Raw genomic sequence first — 16,272 nt, forward strand, 5'->3', positions numbered from 1 at the left:
GGTGGGCGGACTCTCACCAGCTAGCGCGGGCGGGGGCAATTGTCGTCTCCCCATGGTCATCGCTCCTCGGGGGCGCTTGTACGGAAAGCATCGTTCGCTCGCATGACCACGCGCGCTCCCCACAGCGTCCTGTGGGTGCGGAGGGAAACCGCCCCACCCCACAACCACATCCGCACTCCACAACCTCTTGGGTAGGTGGGAAACCACCTCGTCCGCGACCGCACCGCCGACTCGCCCACCTCCCCCGGGGGCGGGTCGGCGGGAAAACCACCCCCGCTCCCGCTCCCACTTCCACACCCGCACTCCACAACTTCCTGGGTGGGTGGGCGGGAAGACCACCGTCCGCTCGCATAACCACACCCGCACTCCACCGCCTCCTGGGAGGGTGGGCGGGGAGACCACCTCCGTCCCGCGACCGCACACCCAGTCCTCATCGCCTCCCCGGGGTGGGTGGGCGGGAAGACCACCCTCGGCTCGCATAGCCACACCCACACCCCACAACCTCCGGAACGGGTGGGCGGGAAGACCGTCTTTGGTTATCGGGTGTCAGTTGCGGCGGCGGGTGAGGGCGATCGCGCCGATGCCGGCGACGAGCAGGGTGAGGGCTGCTAGTAGTACGGCGGGGCTTACGTCGGCGCCGGTGTTGGGGAGTTCGGGTTTCGGGCGGGCCGGTTGGGGTGGGGTGACGCGGACCGTGACGGTGCTGGTGTTGTTGTTCGGGTCCGGGTCCGCCGTGGTCGACTGGGCGGAGGCTGTGTTGGTCACCGAGGTGCCCGTGGTGTCCACCAGGACGTTCAGGGCGACCTGAGCCGTCATGCCAGGGTCTACGCGTCCCACCGCGCACGTAACCTTCTGGCCGGAGGTCGTGCAGTGTTCGGGCGTGCTGGTGAGGCGCAGGCCGTTCGGCAGTACGTCGGTGACCGTGACAGCGGCTGCTGACGACGGGCCGGCGTTGTGGACGGCGATCGTGTAGACGAGCGAGTGCCCGGCGATCACGGTGGTCGCCGAAGCGGTCTTGTGGACGCTGAGGTCCGCGGACTGCGTCGTACGGCCGCCAACCTTAGCTTCGTTGTTGGCGATCACCGGGTCCGGCGTGGTCGAGCCGACGCGGGCCAGGTTCTCCAGCGTGCCGGTGAAACCGGGTACGACGGTTGCGGTGATTGTCACCACGACCGTGCCCCCAACGGCGAGCTCCGGCGTACTGCAGCGCACCGTGCCCGCTTCGGGCGTGTCCGGCGCACTAGGCGCTTCCGGCGGAAGCAGGATGCAACTGTTGCCGGTTGTGGTGACGTTCTTGAGCCCACGCGGCAGCTCGTCGGTGACAGTGACCGTACGGGCGTGAGACGGACCGTTGTTCTTGACCGTCAGCACGTACTTCACGGTCTGACCTGCGACCGGTGCGGCCGGCGACATGGTCTTCGTGATCGCCAGGTCCGCCAACGCGGTGACTGGGGACTCTGCAGTGCCGGTGTTGTTCGAAGGGTCCGGGTCAGTGGTCCGTGAGGTCGCCGTTGCGGTGTTGGTGATGCCCGTGCCCTCGTAGCCGGCCACCAGCCGCACCTGGAGTACGACGACCACCTGGCCAATCGTCAGGTCGCCCAGCTGACAAGTGACCGCACGGCCCTTAACAGTGCACCCATTCGATGCAGAGGTGACCGTGAGGCCGGTAGGCACCGTGTCGGACAGCACTACCGCACGTGCTGTCGACGGACCGGCGTTGTTGACGACAATCGTGTAGTTGAACGCACTGCCCGGCGTCACACCGGCAGGGTCGGACGTCTTCGTTACGCTCAGGTCCGCCCGTGTCTCGACCGGTGTGGTGATGGTGGAACTGTTGTTGCTCTCGTCCGGATCGGTGACCGGCGACGTGGCCGTAGCCGTGTTCGCCAGCGACGTCCCTTGGTACGCCGGGTCGAGGGTCGCTGCGATGACCACGGTCACCGCTTTGCCCGCTGCGATGGTGCCGAGCGCACACCGGACCGTCTGCCCCGCTGTTGTGCACTTGGGGTCGACCGTGAGGATCTTGAGCGAGGTCGGGAGGCTGTCGGTCGCGGTGACTGCAGTGGCGTCGGACGGGCCGTGGTTGACCACGGTTAGCCGGTAGGTCACTCCCCCGCCGGCTACTACGGTCGCGTCGTCGCTGGTCTTGATGACCTCGACGTCGGCGACCTGCTCAACGTCGGTCGTGACCTCGGTCTTGTTGTTCGACGGGTCAGGGTCGGTCGTCTTACTGCTCGCCGAGGCCCCATTGGTGACGGCGCCGGTCTGCGAGGCGGCGACGGCGACCCGGATGATGACGACGGCGGTCCCGTTGGCAGCGACAGCACCCAACGCGCACGTCACCGTCGCGTTGGCCGTCGTACAGGTCCCGTCAGCACTCGTTGCCTCAAGCACCGACAGGCCCGCCGGCACTGCGTCGGTTACGGAGACCTGCTGAGCCGTTGAGGGTCCGGCGTTGTGCACGGTGAGTGTGTAGACGGCCTCTCCACCGGCCACGAGCGGCGACGGCTGCACGGTCTTGGTGATCGCCAGGTCCGCGGCAGTGGTCAGCTTGGTCTCTGCGGTGCTGCTGTTGTTGCTGTCGTTGGGGTCCGGCGTCTGCGAGCTGACGGTCGCCTTGTTGGTCAAGGTCCCGGCCGGCTGGTCAGGTGAGACCTTGACGACCACGGTGATCGTCGTACCGGCGCCAGGGGCTAGGCGGCCGACCGTGCAGCTGACTACGGAGTCTTCGTGCGTACAGCCGGCTGCGCTGACGAACGTCGTCCCTGCTGGGAGTGGGTCGGTGACTACGGTTCCGACAGCGTCCGAGAGGCCCGCGTTGCGCACGCCCAGCGTGTAGGTGAGCTCGTCACCCGCAACGGCCGTCGCAGGCGCGGTCTTGACGACGGACAGGTCTGCCTCGGTCCGTACGTTCGGTGTGGTCGTTGAGGTGTTGTCCGAGGTCGTGGGGTCCGTGGGAGTCTCAGAGGTGGCTGTCGCGGTGTTGGCGAGCTCCCCTGGCGGGGTCTTCGCGGCAACGGTTCCTGTCACGGTGACGACGAAGCTGTCGCCGGCCGCGAGTGTTGCGGCCAGACAACGCACTTGCCCATTGACCGCAGTACAGGTCGCTCCACCGTCGGCTGACGCTTCTACCCCGGTAACAGCGTCCGGTACGTCGTCCACGACCCGTACGACCTGTGCGTCCGACGGGCCGGTGTTGCGGACTGTCAGCTTGTAGGTGATCGCCTTACCCGCGACCACGGGGTCCGGTGAGGCGGTCTTGGTGATGGTGATGTTCGCCTGCGTGCCTGTGGTGATCGTGTACGTCGCAGTGTTGTTGCTGTCGACCGGGTCCGGCGTTGGGGACGCTACGGTCGCCGTGTTCTTCAGGTCGTTCGGCGGAGTGCCTGCTGGGACGTTGGCGACCACGGTCACCGTGACGGTGTCTCCGGGCGCCACCGTGCCGACAGCACACGTCACGGTGCCGCTGGCCTCGGTGCAACTGCCTGTTGTGCTCTTCGCGGACACGTACCGCAGTGGAGCCGGTACGGGGTCGGTTACCTTCACGGACTGGGCCGCAGACGGGCCGTTGTTCGTAACGGTCAGCGTGTACGTAACCGGCTGGCCCGCGTGTACAGGAACCGGCTGTGCGGTCTTGGTGATCGCCAGGTCGGCGGTTGTCGTCACGGTGTCCGTCGTACGTCCGGTGTTGTTGCTGGTGTCCGGGTCGGGCGTCGTACTCTCGGCGGTTGCGGCGTTGGTGAGCTCACCGATCGCCTTGGGCGAGACAAGTCCGGTCACGGTGACGATCGCGGTCTCGCCGACCGGAAGATCGCCCAACGGACAGGCGATCTGCCCGCTGTTGACGGTGCAGGAGCCAGCAGAGGTGTCTGCGGTGACATCGGTGACTGCTGCCGGTACGGCGTCACTCAGGTGGACGGCCTTCGCGTCGGACGGCCCGGTGTTGTGCACCTTGATCTGGTACGTGATCGGCCCGCCCGCGACGACCGGCTTGGTCACGGTCGTCTTCGTGACGACCACGTCCGCCGTCGGGGCGGCCGGGGTGATCGTGACGCTGTCGGTGTTGTTCGAGTCGTCCGGGTCCGGAGTGTCGCTGACGACCTTGGCCGAGTTCGTGAGCGCGCCACCCTGGTAGCCGGAGTCGAGCGTCGCCGCGATCCGTACCGCGACACTCGCGCCGGAGGCCAGCTTCGGAACGGTGCAGTTCACGTCGCGGCCGGCCGACGTACAGGTCGCCGTGGACTGTACGCCGGTGATCGTGAAGCCGGCCGGGACCGCGTCGGCGATGCGGACCTGCTCCGCGTCGGACGGGCCGTTGTTCTTGACGGCGAGCGTGAAGACGACGGGCTCACCCGGCGCGGGTTTCGCCGGGTCGACGGATTTCGTCAGCGCGAGGTCCGCCGTACGGGTCACGTCGGTGGTGACGGAGGACGTGTTGTTGTCCGGGTTCGGGTCGGAGGTGGAACTGGTGACCGTTGCGACGTTGGTGAGGCTCGTCGCAGTACTGGCGGCCGAGACGCGTACCACCACCGTGATCGTTGCCGCCGACCCGGAACTGATCGTTCCCAGCAGGCAGGTCGTCGAGGTGCAGGTGCCTTGGGTGGGCTTGGCGGAGATCAGCTCGACACCGTCCGGGAGAGTGTCGGTGACCTTCACGTCCTCCGCGGGACTCGGACCGTTGTTCCTGGCAACCAACGTGTAGGTGACCTCGCCTCCCGCGGCGACCGGGTCCGGAGCGGCGGTCTTGGTGATCGCCACATCCGCCTCGGCCGCGACAGGCGTGTGTACCTCGTCGGTCCGGTAGGTGTACTGCTTGTTGAGCGTCTCGGCCGTGTAGTCGAGCAGGCCGACGTTGTCGAGCGTCGTACCGGCGGCGGCCTTGTCGACGGTCACCCGGAAGCGGACCGTCGTACTCTGATCCTTCGCGAGCCGGCCGCCGGTCGTCGCGTTCGCGCCGGTGCCGATCCGGAACCGGACCGTGCGACCGCCGTAGTCGGCCTGGTCGTCGCCGGACGCGTCGGTCTTCGCGCCGGCGCCCGCACCAGAGACGATCGACAACGAGCCCGAGACGTACGTCGTGTTCGCGGGCAGCTCGTCGCGGACCGCGGACCGGAGCGCGTCGTCGTCCCCGGTATTGCTGAAGCTCATCGTGTATTCGAGGGTGTCACCAACCTTCGCGGGGGTGTTGCCCTCGAGGTCGCGGACCGTCTTGGTGCCGAGGATGGTCGGCGCGTACAGGTCGATCTGCGTGGTCAGCGCGGCCGGGTAGTAGACGTCGCCCGTACTCGCGAAGGTCAGCTCGGCGCTGGTCGCGTTGTTCGGCAAGATGCCGGCGGCATCGACCACCTTCGCGTCCACGCCCAGGTTGTTCACGCTCGCCGGGGTGCGGTCGGCCAGATTCTCGCCGCCGTCGGTGATCCGGCTGCCGTAGAAGTTCGCCGACGGGTTCTGCGCGTCCGCGAGCCGGGTGCCGTTGACCGCGAAGTAGTCGCCGGTGATGCCGGCGTCACCTTCGTACGTGACGCTGCCGAACCGCGCATTGACCGCACCGCTCGGCGGCGCGAGGAAGCCGGAGATGCTGGTGCGAACGGGCTCGCCGCTGGACACCTTGGCGTACCCGTTGAACACACTCAGGTCGCGGAGCGGCTCGTCGGCCTGCTGGTACGCGATCACCAGACTCCACCCGGCGTACCGGTCCGCGCCGGTGCCGGTGGGGACGTCGGCACCCCAGTACTCACCGTTGCCTCCGGCCCGTACCAGGTCGGTGACGTCGAGGTAGGACGAGTAGTCGTTCTTCGAGCCGGTGTTCAGGTAGTCGGTCCGGTCCGCGGTGACATTCTGGTACGCCGACCTGCCCGGGAGGCGCAGGCGCATCGTCGTACCGTCCTCCTTGCTGGCGGTACCACCACTGCCCGCGCCACGGGCGGCGCCCCAGAACAGGCCGGCGTACAGGACCTGCGCGCCGTTCGGGAGCGCTACCGTCGCGCCGGAGGAGGAGTAGGTCGACGGGTCGTTGTCCAGGTCGAGGAGCTGCATGGGCCAGTCGTTGTTGTTGGCCTTGGTACGGCCACCGTCGAGCGTGGCCCGACAGGCAGCGTTCGAGCGGTCGCAGGTGAGCAGGCTGTTCCCGGTGATCCGGACGGCGCCGTTGGTCTGGGCACCGAACACCTTCCCGAAGTCCCGGACCGTGTCCGCCCGGGCGGTTGCCGGTAGCACCAATCCGGTCGTGACCACGAGCACAAACCCAACCAACATGCGCAACCCACGGCCACGAACGGCCATCCGAACTCCCCGATCTGTTCAGCAGTCGCCAGCGAGACATACCACACGACGGACTCAATGTAGCCGATTGACTACACAGTGTGTGGGAACGCGGGATCACAGCTGAACTGCTTGAGGTGCGGACGGTGCTCGTTGGAGGGGACGGGATGCTCGCCCACGCTCCCGGTCAGGCGATGAGTACGAAGGTGGTCGCGCGGACAGGAGGTGGTTTCCCCGCCCACCCACCCGGTGGGTTGTGGGGCGCGGGGGTGATGGTCGGGGCGGAAGGTTGGTGGCCCGCCCACCCGCCCCGGTGAGGTGGTGGAGTGGGAGGTGGTTGCGCGGGCCGAAGGTGGTTTGTGTGGCACGGACGTGGTCGCGAGCCGCGAAGGTGGTACGGCCGCCGACCTACCCCGGTCAGGTGATGAGCTGGAAGGTGGTCGCAGGGATCGGAGGTAGTTTCCCCGCCCAGTCGCAGGTTCGGATCAGGGTTCGATGTCGGTCCAGCCTTTGGTGAGCGCGAGCTCTCCGGTTCGGCAGGCGTTGCGCTGTCGCATGACCCAGCGCATCAGGTCGTCGACGCATTGCGTGGTTGGCCGTCCTGTGGTGTCGAGCAGGTGCGTGTTCCACCGCGGGTCGTCCTTGGTCCAGTCTGACCATCGATCCCAAGCCATCTCCGGCCAGCTGCCGTCGATGATCACTTCGGGCCGGTAGCGAGGGTCTTCCGCGTGCCCGCGGTGCCAGGCACCCCACCTGACGAAGGAATCCAGGACTGCGGGTGACCACAGGCCATTGTCACGTCGATCGAGTCGTCGGCGCCGCTCCTCGTCGTCGACATCCACCAGGCACACCGCGATGCCGTCGAGTTGCGGCGCCGAAGGTGAGGCCAAGATTTCCCCGAGCGGCGACTGCCCGGTCAGGAGAACATCGATCCCACGGTCTTGGTACTTCAAGGCTCGGCCGATCCACTGCTCAGTTGTCCGGTTTCGCCACTGCACGTCGGCATCCTCCGGAACGCCGATCTCGTCGTGGTCATGAATGGCGATATCTGGCACCCGGTCACCCAACGCGCGGGCCAGCGTCGTCTTACCCGCGCAACTCGAACCAGTCAGGATCAGCAACATCTGACGAACCTCGCAGGCGAAGTTGGTCCTAGCCAATGGTTTTCCCAGTCGACTACACGGCCACCGGCTACCTATTGGGCCACCTCTACCAGCGCGTCTCGGGTGCGCAGGAGAACCAACGCCTACCCGCGGCATCACCTCGGCCAGGAGGGTGGGCAACCACCCTCCACACACACCCGCAGCCCACAACTCCTGGAAGGCGGCCCCGGGACCCCTGGCTCGCGCAACCACGTGTCACCCCGCCACCTCACCGAGGAAGGCGGGCCACCAACCTTCCCCACCCACCACCATCTCCGCGCCGACAACCCACTGGGAGGGCGGGCGAGGAAACCACCTCCGGCCCCCAACCACCTCCCACACAACTGCCTCGCCGGGGAGGGTGGGCGGGCCACCAACCGAGCCCTCCCGCGACGACGCCCGCGCCACGCAACCTCCTGGGTGGGTGGGCGGGGAATCCACCTCCCGCCCGCGCAACCACCTCCCACTCCACCACCTCACCGGGGCGGGTGGGCGGGCGACCAACCTTCCGCTCCGACCATCACCCCCGCCCCCCCACAACCCCCTGGGTGGGTGGGCGGGGAATCCACCTCCCGCCTGCACAACCACCTCCCACACCACCACCTCACCCGGGCGGGCCACCAACCGAGCCCTCCCACCACCCCCGCGCCCCACAACCCACTGGGTGGATGGGCGGGCAAACCACCTCCCGCTCGCGTGCCTGCCCTCCGACGGAGATGGGCGACACACCAACCTCCCCGTGTGCCGGACCCGGCTCGCTCAGCCCTCCGGGGCGGATTTGAGCGTGAGTTCGACCTCGTTCCGGTGCAGTGTCAGCGCGCCGCCGGCGGCTTCGGCGCAGCGGCGGGCTATGTCGAGGCCGAGGCCGGTGGAGCCTCGGTCGCTGCGGCCGCGTTCGCCGGCGCCGAGGGGGATGCCGGGGCCTTTGTCGGCGACGACGATGTGGATGGTGCCGGCGGTGCGGGTGAGGGTGATGCGGGCGGGGGTTCCGTCGGGGGTGTGGGCGACGACGTTTTCGACGAGGGCGTCGAGGGCGGCGCCTAGGTCTTCGGCGGACGAGCGTACGGCGGCCGGCGTGTCCGGCAGGTCGAGCGCCAGCTCGCGGCCTTGGTCTTCGAAGAGGGGTTCCCAGAAGGCGGCGCGCTGCCGGGTGACTTCGACGGCGTCGGAGTGCGGTACGCGGCCTTCGCGTTGCGGGCGGCGGGCGGCGCTGATGACCGCGGTGAGGGTGCGTTCGAGGCTGGTGACCTGGGTGTTGAGTTCTTCGGCGCTGTCGCGGTCGGGCATGGCTTCGACTTGGAGGCGGAGCGCGGTGAGTGGGGTGCGGAGGCGGTGGGAGAGGTCGGCTACGGCTTCGCGTTCGACGGCGATGACTTCGTCGATGCGGTCGGCGAGGCCGTTGAGGGCGGAGCCGACCTTGGCGACTTCGGCGGGGCCGGTGGTGGGGGCGCGGGCGTCCATGTCGCCGCGGGCGAGGCGTTCGGCCGTACTCGCGGTTTCTTCGAGGGGACGGGCGAGCCGGCGGGACACGAGTTCGGCGCCGGCGATGCTGAGCAGCAGGACGACGAGGCTGCCGCCGACGAGGATCAGGAGCCGTGGCGTGAGGCCGGCGTACAGCTCGTCGTCGGTCAGGTAGAGGCAGACGGAGGCGGTGCCGTTCGGCGTACCGACGCCGACGTCGACGGCGACGCCGCCGGGCACGTCGCGATAGTCGGCGTTTCCGACCTTGGGCGGGCCTTTCCGGTCATCGCCGTCGCCGGCCGGCACGTACTGCGGCGTCGGTACTCCCCCCGGCGGCGGATCGCCCAGCGTCGTACCGTCGGCCGTCCGTACGGAGATCTTCCCGGGGCCGGCGGGCAGCCCGTTGATGTACGCCGTGATGTCGGCGGCGGTGTGGTCCTTGTCGCCGACGTAGTACGCGACGGTCTCGGCGCGGTTGCGGGCCTTGTCCTTGGCTTCGCTGGCGGTGGTACTGCGCAGCAGCAGGACGAGCGGGACGGCGAACGCGAGCACGACCAGGGTGGTCATGCCGACGGAGAGGAGGAGGATCCGGCGGCGCATGGTCAGCTGTCCGCCGCGAGTTTGACGCCGACGCCGCGGACGCTGTGCAGGAACCGCGGTTGGGCGGCGGTTTCGCCGAGTTTCCGCCGCAGCCAGGACAGATGTACGTCGACGGTTCGGTCGCCGCCGCCCCACGGCAGCCCCCAGACCTCGGCGAGCAACTCCCGTTTGCTGACCACCGCACCGGGCCGCCGCGACAACGCGAGCAGCAGGTCGAACTCCTTGCGGGTCAGGTCGACCGGTGCGCCGTCGACGGTCACTTCGCGGCTACGCGGGTCGATCCGCAGCCCGCCGATCTCGACGGTCGTCTCGCCCTGCTGGTCGGTCCCGAGCCGCCGCAGCACGGCGCGGATCCGGGCGTCCATCTGCGCGGCGCTGAACGGCTTGATCACGTAGTCGTCCGCGCCGGCGTCGAGCAGCCGTACGACGCTCGCGTCGTCGTCTCGCGCGGTCGCCACGATCACCGGTACGTCGCTGACCGCGCGGACCATCGCGAGTACGTCGCGACCGTCCAGGTCCGGGAGTCCGAGGTCGAGCAGCAGCACCTCGGGCTTCTCGCGGGCGACGGCGGCGACCCCGTCGGCGCCGGCCGCGACCGCGGACACGACGTGCCCGGCCGCCGTCAGAGACTTCCCCAACGACGCCCGAATCGCATCGTCGTCCTCGATCAGCAGCACCCGCGCCATGTACCCGAGGGTAGCCGCCGTCCCGTTATCGGACCCTCAAGCGCCCGTTAAGTGCCGTTCTCCGGAACCTTTTCGGCACGGAGCGACGATTTGTTTCCGGAGTGCGGCGGCTTCAGCCCGGTACTGCGGAGTTCGAGGGTGGCGAGTGCCGTGACCACGTCGGCGTCCCGGTCGCGCCAGGCGGTGACCGGGTCGTCGGAGATCTTCGCGAGCTTGTGCATCGGCTGGTTCGCCATCGCCCGGAGCGCGAACAGATCGAGGTCGGCGACGTTGTCGATGAACCTCCGCGCGGCGGTCGCCCGCCGGGAGAACCGGATCCGTCGCGGCACCCAGATCAGTACGGCGAACAGCACCGGCAGGCCGATCGTGAGACCCGCGAGCACCCATGCCAGCTGGTCGACGGCGTGGACCTGGTCCCGCCCGGCCTGCGCGAGCTTGCCCGCGGCACCGGCGGCGCTGTCGATCGGTGCCCGCAGTTCGTCGCCGACCGCCGGGACCTTCCCGATCGGCGTGGACAGCTTCCGCAGGTCGCCGGCCAGCCCGTCGCCGGCCTCGGCGGCTTTGCGTCCCGGCGTACCGAGTGCTTCGACCATCCGGTGGACGAGCAGGCCGAGCTCCACGCACAACCAGATCCAGGCGACCAGCAGCAGGTCGCCCAGGACCTGCCCGAACCGCTGCGCGCCGACGTCGGAGTACAGCTTCACGAAGCCTCCTCGGGGGTCCCGGCGCAGCCTAGCGAACGAGGCCGCCCACCGTGGACGGCCTCGCGCGCCTCCCCCGAGGTGTCAGCCCTTCCGCGGCCGGATCGCCCGCGAGTCGATCGAGCTGACCGGATGCCCGGCCGTGTGCGTCACCGTGACCTCGAGCGGGTGGTCGGCGACGATGTCCAGTACGCCGAACAGCAACTGCGACCCCTTCGGCCCGATCGCCTCTTCCAGGCTGCAGCAGTCGTCCATGGTCGCCGTACCGGGCGCGAGCTCGAGCTTCGCGAACGGCCGCGCCGGGACCGTCCGCGGCTCCCGGCCGACCGCGCGGCCGTCGAGCACGAGCGGTGCGAAGTACTTGACGATCGTGACTGTGCAGGTCGTCGGGTTGTAGATCGTGACCGCGGTCGCGTACCGCCCGTCCACCACGGTCTCGCACTTGTCGTCGCCCTTCGACGTACCGCAGATCATCTCGACCGAGTGATGCCAACGGCAGGCGGGCACCGTGACCGTGACGGGCTTCGTGGCGACCACGACCCCGTCCGCGACCACGTCGAGCGTGCCGGTGAACGTCTGCTCGTCCTCTTCGCAGTCGACGACCCCGGTCCACGTGACGTCGAACGGCAGCGTGTGCGCGGTGTTCCCGGGCAGCGGTCCGTAGCTCGGCGGCGTGATCGAGGTGACGAACTGCGCGATCGACCCGGTCGGCTGCAGATGTACGTCGGCGATCGAGTGGACGGCGGCGTTGATCAGCGAGACCAGCGTGCCGACGATCTGGCTTGCGTTCACGCCGACGGTGTGCGTACCACCGGGCGTGGCCGCCGTCATCCGGGTCGCCTGACCGGCGCTCCCGCCGACCGGGCACGGCGCATAGTCGGTGGACCCGAGCGTCGGGTCCCCGTCCAGCGCTCCCGCCGTACCGGTATCGGTGCTCACCGCAACGAGCGTGATCCCGGCCGCGACGAGTGCCGCGGTCGCGGTCGCCTCGGTCACATCCGGTACGCCGGACAACGCCGAGCAGATCGGATCGTGTCCGGGCGCGTCCCCGAACCAGACCACGATCCGCTTGCTGCCGGTGCGCCACCCGATGGCGGGATCGGTGGCGACCTGTTGCAGCGCGAACAGCTGTCCCTCGGGTGTGTCGGACCCGTCCGCCGCGGTCCAGGTGCCGACGGCGGCGGTGACCGCGGCGACCCCCGGCGTCGGCGCGAGCTGGTGCTGGAACGCGTACGGGTTCAGGCCCGTGCCGACCGGGAAGTCCTTGTAGTTCCCGGCGCCCCAGGCGAGGTCGAACCCGGCGAACGCCGGATCGTTGACGATCGCGCCGATCCCGGCCTGGACCGCGCCGATGATCGAGACCATGCTCCCGGTCGTGTCCGCGAGCAGGTAGACGTCCGCCTTGGGTGGGATCCGCGACTCCGGGATCGTCACGGTGACGGTCTCGTCCTCGGTCACGCACTCCGGCAGCACCCACGTGTTCGTCGGCGGGTCCACCGTGACCGGGTCCGCGCCGAGCCCGGCGATCACGGTCGCCGGCGCGGCTAACGCCGGTACGAACAGCTCCCGCCCGGCCAAGGCCTCGAGCCGCCGTCGAGGCTGGACCCCGCCGGACTCGTCGACCGCGACCGAAGCGGTCCGGTTCGGCTCCCCCGGTACGGCGCCGTGGAACAGTCGCACGCGTGTGCCGTCCGGCATCCGCCCGGACTCACCGGGCCGTACGTCGATCTCGGCCGTACCGAGCACCTCGGCCAGCGCGGCGCGGACAGCCGCTGCCGGCTCCATCCCCTCACCGGGACGGCCCTCGTCTGAACTCATCTGAATCTCCCCCTCCGAAGATGTGCCCCTACCAGGGCGGACACCGCAGAGTGGGTTTTGATACCGGCCGGTCTGAAATCAGAGGTTCGAGCGGAGGTCCCAGAGCAGCGGGTAGTAGCGCAGGTCGAGGCGGCTGCGGAGGTAGTTCGCGCCGGACGAGCCGCCGGTACCGGGCTTGGTGCCGATCATCCGCTCGACCATCACGACGTGCCGGGCGCGCCAGGCGGCGGCGAGTTCGTCGTGCTGCAGGAGCGCCTCGGCGAGCTCCCAGATCGCGGCGTAGTGCGAGCGGTCGCCGGCGACCTTGCGGAGCGCGTCCCGGATCGAGTCCTCGGAGTCGGTGTCGAACCCGGCCTTCCGCAGTACTTCGAGGAACGCGTCCCAGAGCGTCGGCTCCTCCAGCCGGCGGCTCAGCCGGTCCTTCTCGACCTCGGTCAGCCCGCGGAAGCGGCGGACGAACGACGGGTCCTTGGCGCCGGAGAGGAACTCGATCTCGCGGAACTGCACCGACTGGAACCCCGACGCCGGCGACAACCGGTGCCGGAACTCGCCGAAGTCCTGCGGGGTCATCGTCTCCAGGATGTCGACCTGCTGGGTGAGCACCCGCTCGATCGTGTGTACCCGGCGGAGCAGGTGCTCGGCCAGCCACAGCTCACCGGCCAGCATCGCGTCCCGGGAGGCGGTCAGCTCGTGCAGGTTCTGCTTGAACCAGAGCTCGTAGACCTGGTGGATCGTGATGAACAGCAGCTCGTCGTGGGCCGGCGGTTCGGACTCGAGCCGCTGCTGGTCCAGCAGCTCGGCCAGGCGCAGATAGCTGCCGTACGTGAGCCGGCCGCCCTCCTCGCCGAAGTGCACGTCGACCCCGCCCCACTGCCCCGTCACCCCGTCACCAGCGCTCATGGGACGGAGACTAGCCGACAGTCCGTGACGGGTCAGTGATTCGTTCGTTGGTACTTCGGAACGCCGAGTCGAGGAGTTGCATGTCCGCCACGGTCGAGACGCCGATCGTCCCAGGTCCGGTTCAGGGGCCTACGCGTGAGGAACCGCTGGTCGAGGCGTTGCTGCTCGACGACTACCGGTCGCTCGTCCACCTTGCCTATCTGATCCTCCCGCCTGCGATCAGCCGGGCGAGGCGGGTGGCGGCCGCGCACGCGGTGGTCCAGCGGGCGCTCCCGCCGGGGCTGCCGCTACCGACCGGCCTGACGCTGCCGTCAAGCCTGATCGGGTCGACCGACCTGCGGGTGCCGACGACCCGGCACCGGGAGTTCATGCGCCGCCGGGTCGTCGACGAGGCCACCCGGCAGGCCGAGCAACGGCCGGTGCTGGCCCGCCTCGGCAGCGTGCTCGCGCCGGCCGACGCGCTCGGCTTCGACCCCTGCAGCACCCGCCCCGACCGCACCGCCCTCACCCGCCGCCGCGCCCGCGGCCGCAACTTCGCGATCGCCACCACCCTCGTCGTGGCCACCGCGGTCCTCGCCGCACTACTCACCTTCTGACGCCTTGACGCACTGAGGTCCGCCACCTACCGTCGGTGACACCGCTCTCTTCCTACCGCCCCAGGGAGATCTGTGATGTCCGTTGGAATCGTTTCCAGTCTTGCCCTCCTGATCGCTCCCCTCGGCGCACCGCTGCCCGCGCCGGCCGAGACCCCACCGGTGAACATGTCCACCCAGGCAACGATCTGCAACAAGTACTGCGACGCCCGCGACCCCGCCCTCGCCCCGAAGGACCGCACTCCGGTCTCCAGCACGCTCTTCGGCCGCACGATCACCCTGCACCTCGACGACGACGACGCGATGGGCTGGGCCTCGATCGACAACGGCAACCCCGGCGACGAGGTCTGGCTGGACCGCTCGATGGACGGCGGCCGCACCTGGTCCGGCGGCAGCCGGCTCGGCAACACCGCGATCCCGTCCGGGCAGCGCGGCTGGCGGACGCAGATGTACAACGTCGACGACTGGAACAACCTCGGCGTCGGCGCGCTCCGCGCCTGCGGCAAGGCCGGCGACCGCGCGGACATCGCCTGTACGCCGTGGGCGCGGGTGACGTGGAACGCCTGGGACCGGCGGACGGCGGCCGCGACCGCGTTGATGCAGGACTACAACCTGTCCAGCGGGCTGTTCGACACCACCGGCTGGTGGAACTCGGCGAACGCGCTGAACGCGCTGATCGACAACATCCGGGTCAGCGGGATGCCGAGCTACAAGTACGCGATCGGCAAGACGTACGACCTGAACCTGAACAAGTTCGAGGGCCAGTTCCGCAACGACTACATCGACGACACCGGGTGGTGGGGGCTGGCGTGGGTCGCGGCGTACGACCTGACCGGCGACGCGCGGTACCTGCAGACGGCGCGCGCCGACGCGGACCACATGGCGGCGTACTGGGACAGCACCTGCGGCGGCGGGGTGTGGTGGAGCGAGGCGAAGACGTACAAGAACGCGATCTCGAACTCGTTGTACATCCAGCTCAACGCGCAACTGCACACCCGGGTCGCCGGTGACACGACGTACCTGCAACGCGCACAGGCCGGGTGGACGTGGTTCCAGCAGACCGGGATGATCAACGGCTCGCACCTGGTGAACGACGGGATCGACCTGTCCACGTGCAAGAACAACGGGCAGACCGCGTGGACGTACAACCAGGGCGTGCTGATCGGCGCGCTGACGGAGTTGTCGAAGGCAACGAACAACTCGGCGTACCTGACCAGCGCGCGACAGCTCGCGGACGCGTCGACGACGGCCTCGTCGCTGCACACCACGGACGGCATCCTCCGCGAACCGTGCGAGGACGGCGACTGCGGCGGCGACGGCCCGTCGTTCAAGGGCGCACACGTCCGCGGCCTCGGCAAGCTCAACGCGGCGCTGTCCGACCACCCGTACACGGCGTACCTGCAGAAGCAGGCCGACCGCGCGTACGCCGCCGACCGAACGCCGATGGACCAGTACGGCCTGCGCTGGTACGGCCCTGTCGACAAACTTGACGCGGCACGGCAACAGTCGGTGGTCGACCTGCTGAACACGGTCTGAAGTGATGCCATGATGACGGCATGGAGCTGAAGATGTCGGCGTCGTACGACGCCACCCCCGAGGAAGTGTTCGCGATCGTGACGGACACGGCCTTCCGCGAGCAGGCCTGCGAGAAGACCAAGGCGCTGTCGTACGACGTCAAGGTCAGCACGTCCGGCGGCGACACGGTGGTCCGGGTGAGCCGGAAGATGGAGGCCACGGACATCCCGGACATGGCCCGCAAGTTCGTCGGCGAGACGCTGACCGTGGTGCAGACCGAGACCTGGCACCCGGCCGCCGCGGACGGTTCGCGGACCGCGGACGTGTCCGGTGAGATCAGCAACACGCCGGTGACGCTGAAGGGTACGGCGCGGATCGCGGCGAACGGCGGGCAGACCGTCCAGGCGATCGACCTCGACATCAAGGTCGCCGTACCGCTGATCGGCAAGAAGATGGAGCCGTTCGTGGTGGACGCGATCCAGAAGGGCCTGCAGAAGGAGCACGACCTCGGGCACGAGTGGAGCGGCAAGTAAAACCTCGTGTCGTTGCGGTGACCTCGGCACCTCCGGTGGCAACCTGAGAAGAAGCTTGCACC

The 16,272-nt window shown here is 69.0% G+C and carries 10 protein-coding genes; 3 read left to right on the forward strand and 7 right to left on the reverse strand.

The window, feature by feature from the left end; genetic code table 11:
• Positions 1–546 precede the first annotated feature (546 nt).
• From ACQHIV_RS22050 to ACQHIV_RS22080, 7 genes are all read right to left on the reverse strand, one after another.
• Positions 547–6,255 (reverse strand): DUF7507 domain-containing protein, encoded by a 5,709-nt coding sequence (locus tag ACQHIV_RS22050; protein WP_427884869.1) that lies wholly within the window; start codon positions 6,253–6,255, stop codon positions 547–549.
• 491 nt (positions 6,256–6,746) lie between these two features.
• Entirely contained in the window at positions 6,747–7,385 is a 639-nt protein-coding gene (locus ACQHIV_RS22055) for a hypothetical protein (RefSeq protein ID WP_427884870.1), read from the reverse strand.
• A gap of 777 nt (positions 7,386–8,162) precedes the next feature.
• A complete protein-coding gene (locus ACQHIV_RS22060; protein WP_427884871.1) occupies positions 8,163–9,464 on the reverse strand; it encodes a sensor histidine kinase in 1,302 nt (433 codons plus the stop codon).
• A gap of 2 nt (positions 9,465–9,466) precedes the next feature.
• On the reverse strand, positions 9,467–10,150 hold the full coding sequence (locus tag ACQHIV_RS22065) for a response regulator transcription factor (RefSeq protein WP_427884872.1): 684 nt from the start codon (positions 10,148–10,150) through the stop codon (positions 9,467–9,469).
• 47 nt (positions 10,151–10,197) lie between these two features.
• Entirely contained in the window at positions 10,198–10,854 is a 657-nt protein-coding gene (locus tag ACQHIV_RS22070) for a hypothetical protein (RefSeq protein ID WP_427884873.1), read from the reverse strand.
• Between the two features lie 81 nt (positions 10,855–10,935).
• On the reverse strand, positions 10,936–12,669 hold the full coding sequence (locus ACQHIV_RS22075) for a hypothetical protein (RefSeq protein WP_427884874.1): 1,734 nt from the start codon (positions 12,667–12,669) through the stop codon (positions 10,936–10,938).
• Between the two features lie 78 nt (positions 12,670–12,747).
• A complete protein-coding gene (locus tag ACQHIV_RS22080; RefSeq protein ID WP_427884875.1) occupies positions 12,748–13,569 on the reverse strand; it encodes a tryptophan 2,3-dioxygenase in 822 nt (273 codons plus the stop codon).
• Positions 13,570–13,649: 80 nt separating this feature from the next.
• On the opposite strand from ACQHIV_RS22080, the gene ACQHIV_RS22085 reads away from it, so the two are divergent.
• The 3 genes from ACQHIV_RS22085 to ACQHIV_RS22095 all read left to right on the forward strand — a co-directional run bounded on the left by ACQHIV_RS22085 (position 13,650) and on the right by ACQHIV_RS22095 (position 16,210).
• Positions 13,650–14,165 (forward strand): hypothetical protein, encoded by a 516-nt coding sequence (locus tag ACQHIV_RS22085; RefSeq protein ID WP_427884876.1) that lies wholly within the window; start codon positions 13,650–13,652, stop codon positions 14,163–14,165.
• A gap of 75 nt (positions 14,166–14,240) precedes the next feature.
• Positions 14,241–15,698: a glycoside hydrolase family 76 protein gene (locus tag ACQHIV_RS22090; RefSeq protein WP_427884877.1), complete on the forward strand. Its 1,458-nt coding sequence runs from the start codon at positions 14,241–14,243 to the stop codon at positions 15,696–15,698.
• Between the two features lie 20 nt (positions 15,699–15,718).
• Positions 15,719–16,210, forward strand: a complete 492-nt coding sequence (locus ACQHIV_RS22095) for a DUF2505 domain-containing protein (RefSeq protein WP_427884878.1) — start codon at positions 15,719–15,721, stop codon at positions 16,208–16,210.
• The last annotated feature ends 62 nt before the right edge of the window (positions 16,211–16,272 follow it).

Origin of the sequence: Kribbella polygonati (assembly GCF_050320105.1) — a bacterium.
Lineage (GTDB): Bacteria > Actinomycetota > Actinomycetes > Propionibacteriales > Kribbellaceae > Kribbella.

Coding starts and splice junctions, on each gene's coding strand:
- ACQHIV_RS22050 (WP_427884869.1), bottom strand. CDS start 6,255: ATGTTGGTTGGGTTTGTGCTCGTGGTCACGACCGGATTGGTGCTACCG.
- ACQHIV_RS22055 (WP_427884870.1), bottom strand. CDS start 7,385: ATGTTGCTGATCCTGACTGGTTCGAGTTGCGCGGGTAAGACGACGCTG.
- ACQHIV_RS22060 (WP_427884871.1), bottom strand. CDS start 9,464: ATGCGCCGCCGGATCCTCCTCCTCTCCGTCGGCATGACCACCCTGGTC.
- ACQHIV_RS22065 (WP_427884872.1), bottom strand. CDS start 10,150: ATGGCGCGGGTGCTGCTGATCGAGGACGACGATGCGATTCGGGCGTCG.
- ACQHIV_RS22075 (WP_427884874.1), bottom strand. CDS start 12,669: ATGAGTTCAGACGAGGGCCGTCCCGGTGAGGGGATGGAGCCGGCAGCG.
- ACQHIV_RS22080 (WP_427884875.1), bottom strand. CDS start 13,569: ATGAGCGCTGGTGACGGGGTGACGGGGCAGTGGGGCGGGGTCGACGTG.
- ACQHIV_RS22085 (WP_427884876.1), top strand. CDS start 13,650: ATGTCCGCCACGGTCGAGACGCCGATCGTCCCAGGTCCGGTTCAGGGG.
- ACQHIV_RS22090 (WP_427884877.1), top strand. CDS start 14,241: ATGTCCGTTGGAATCGTTTCCAGTCTTGCCCTCCTGATCGCTCCCCTC.
- ACQHIV_RS22095 (WP_427884878.1), top strand. CDS start 15,719: ATGGAGCTGAAGATGTCGGCGTCGTACGACGCCACCCCCGAGGAAGTG.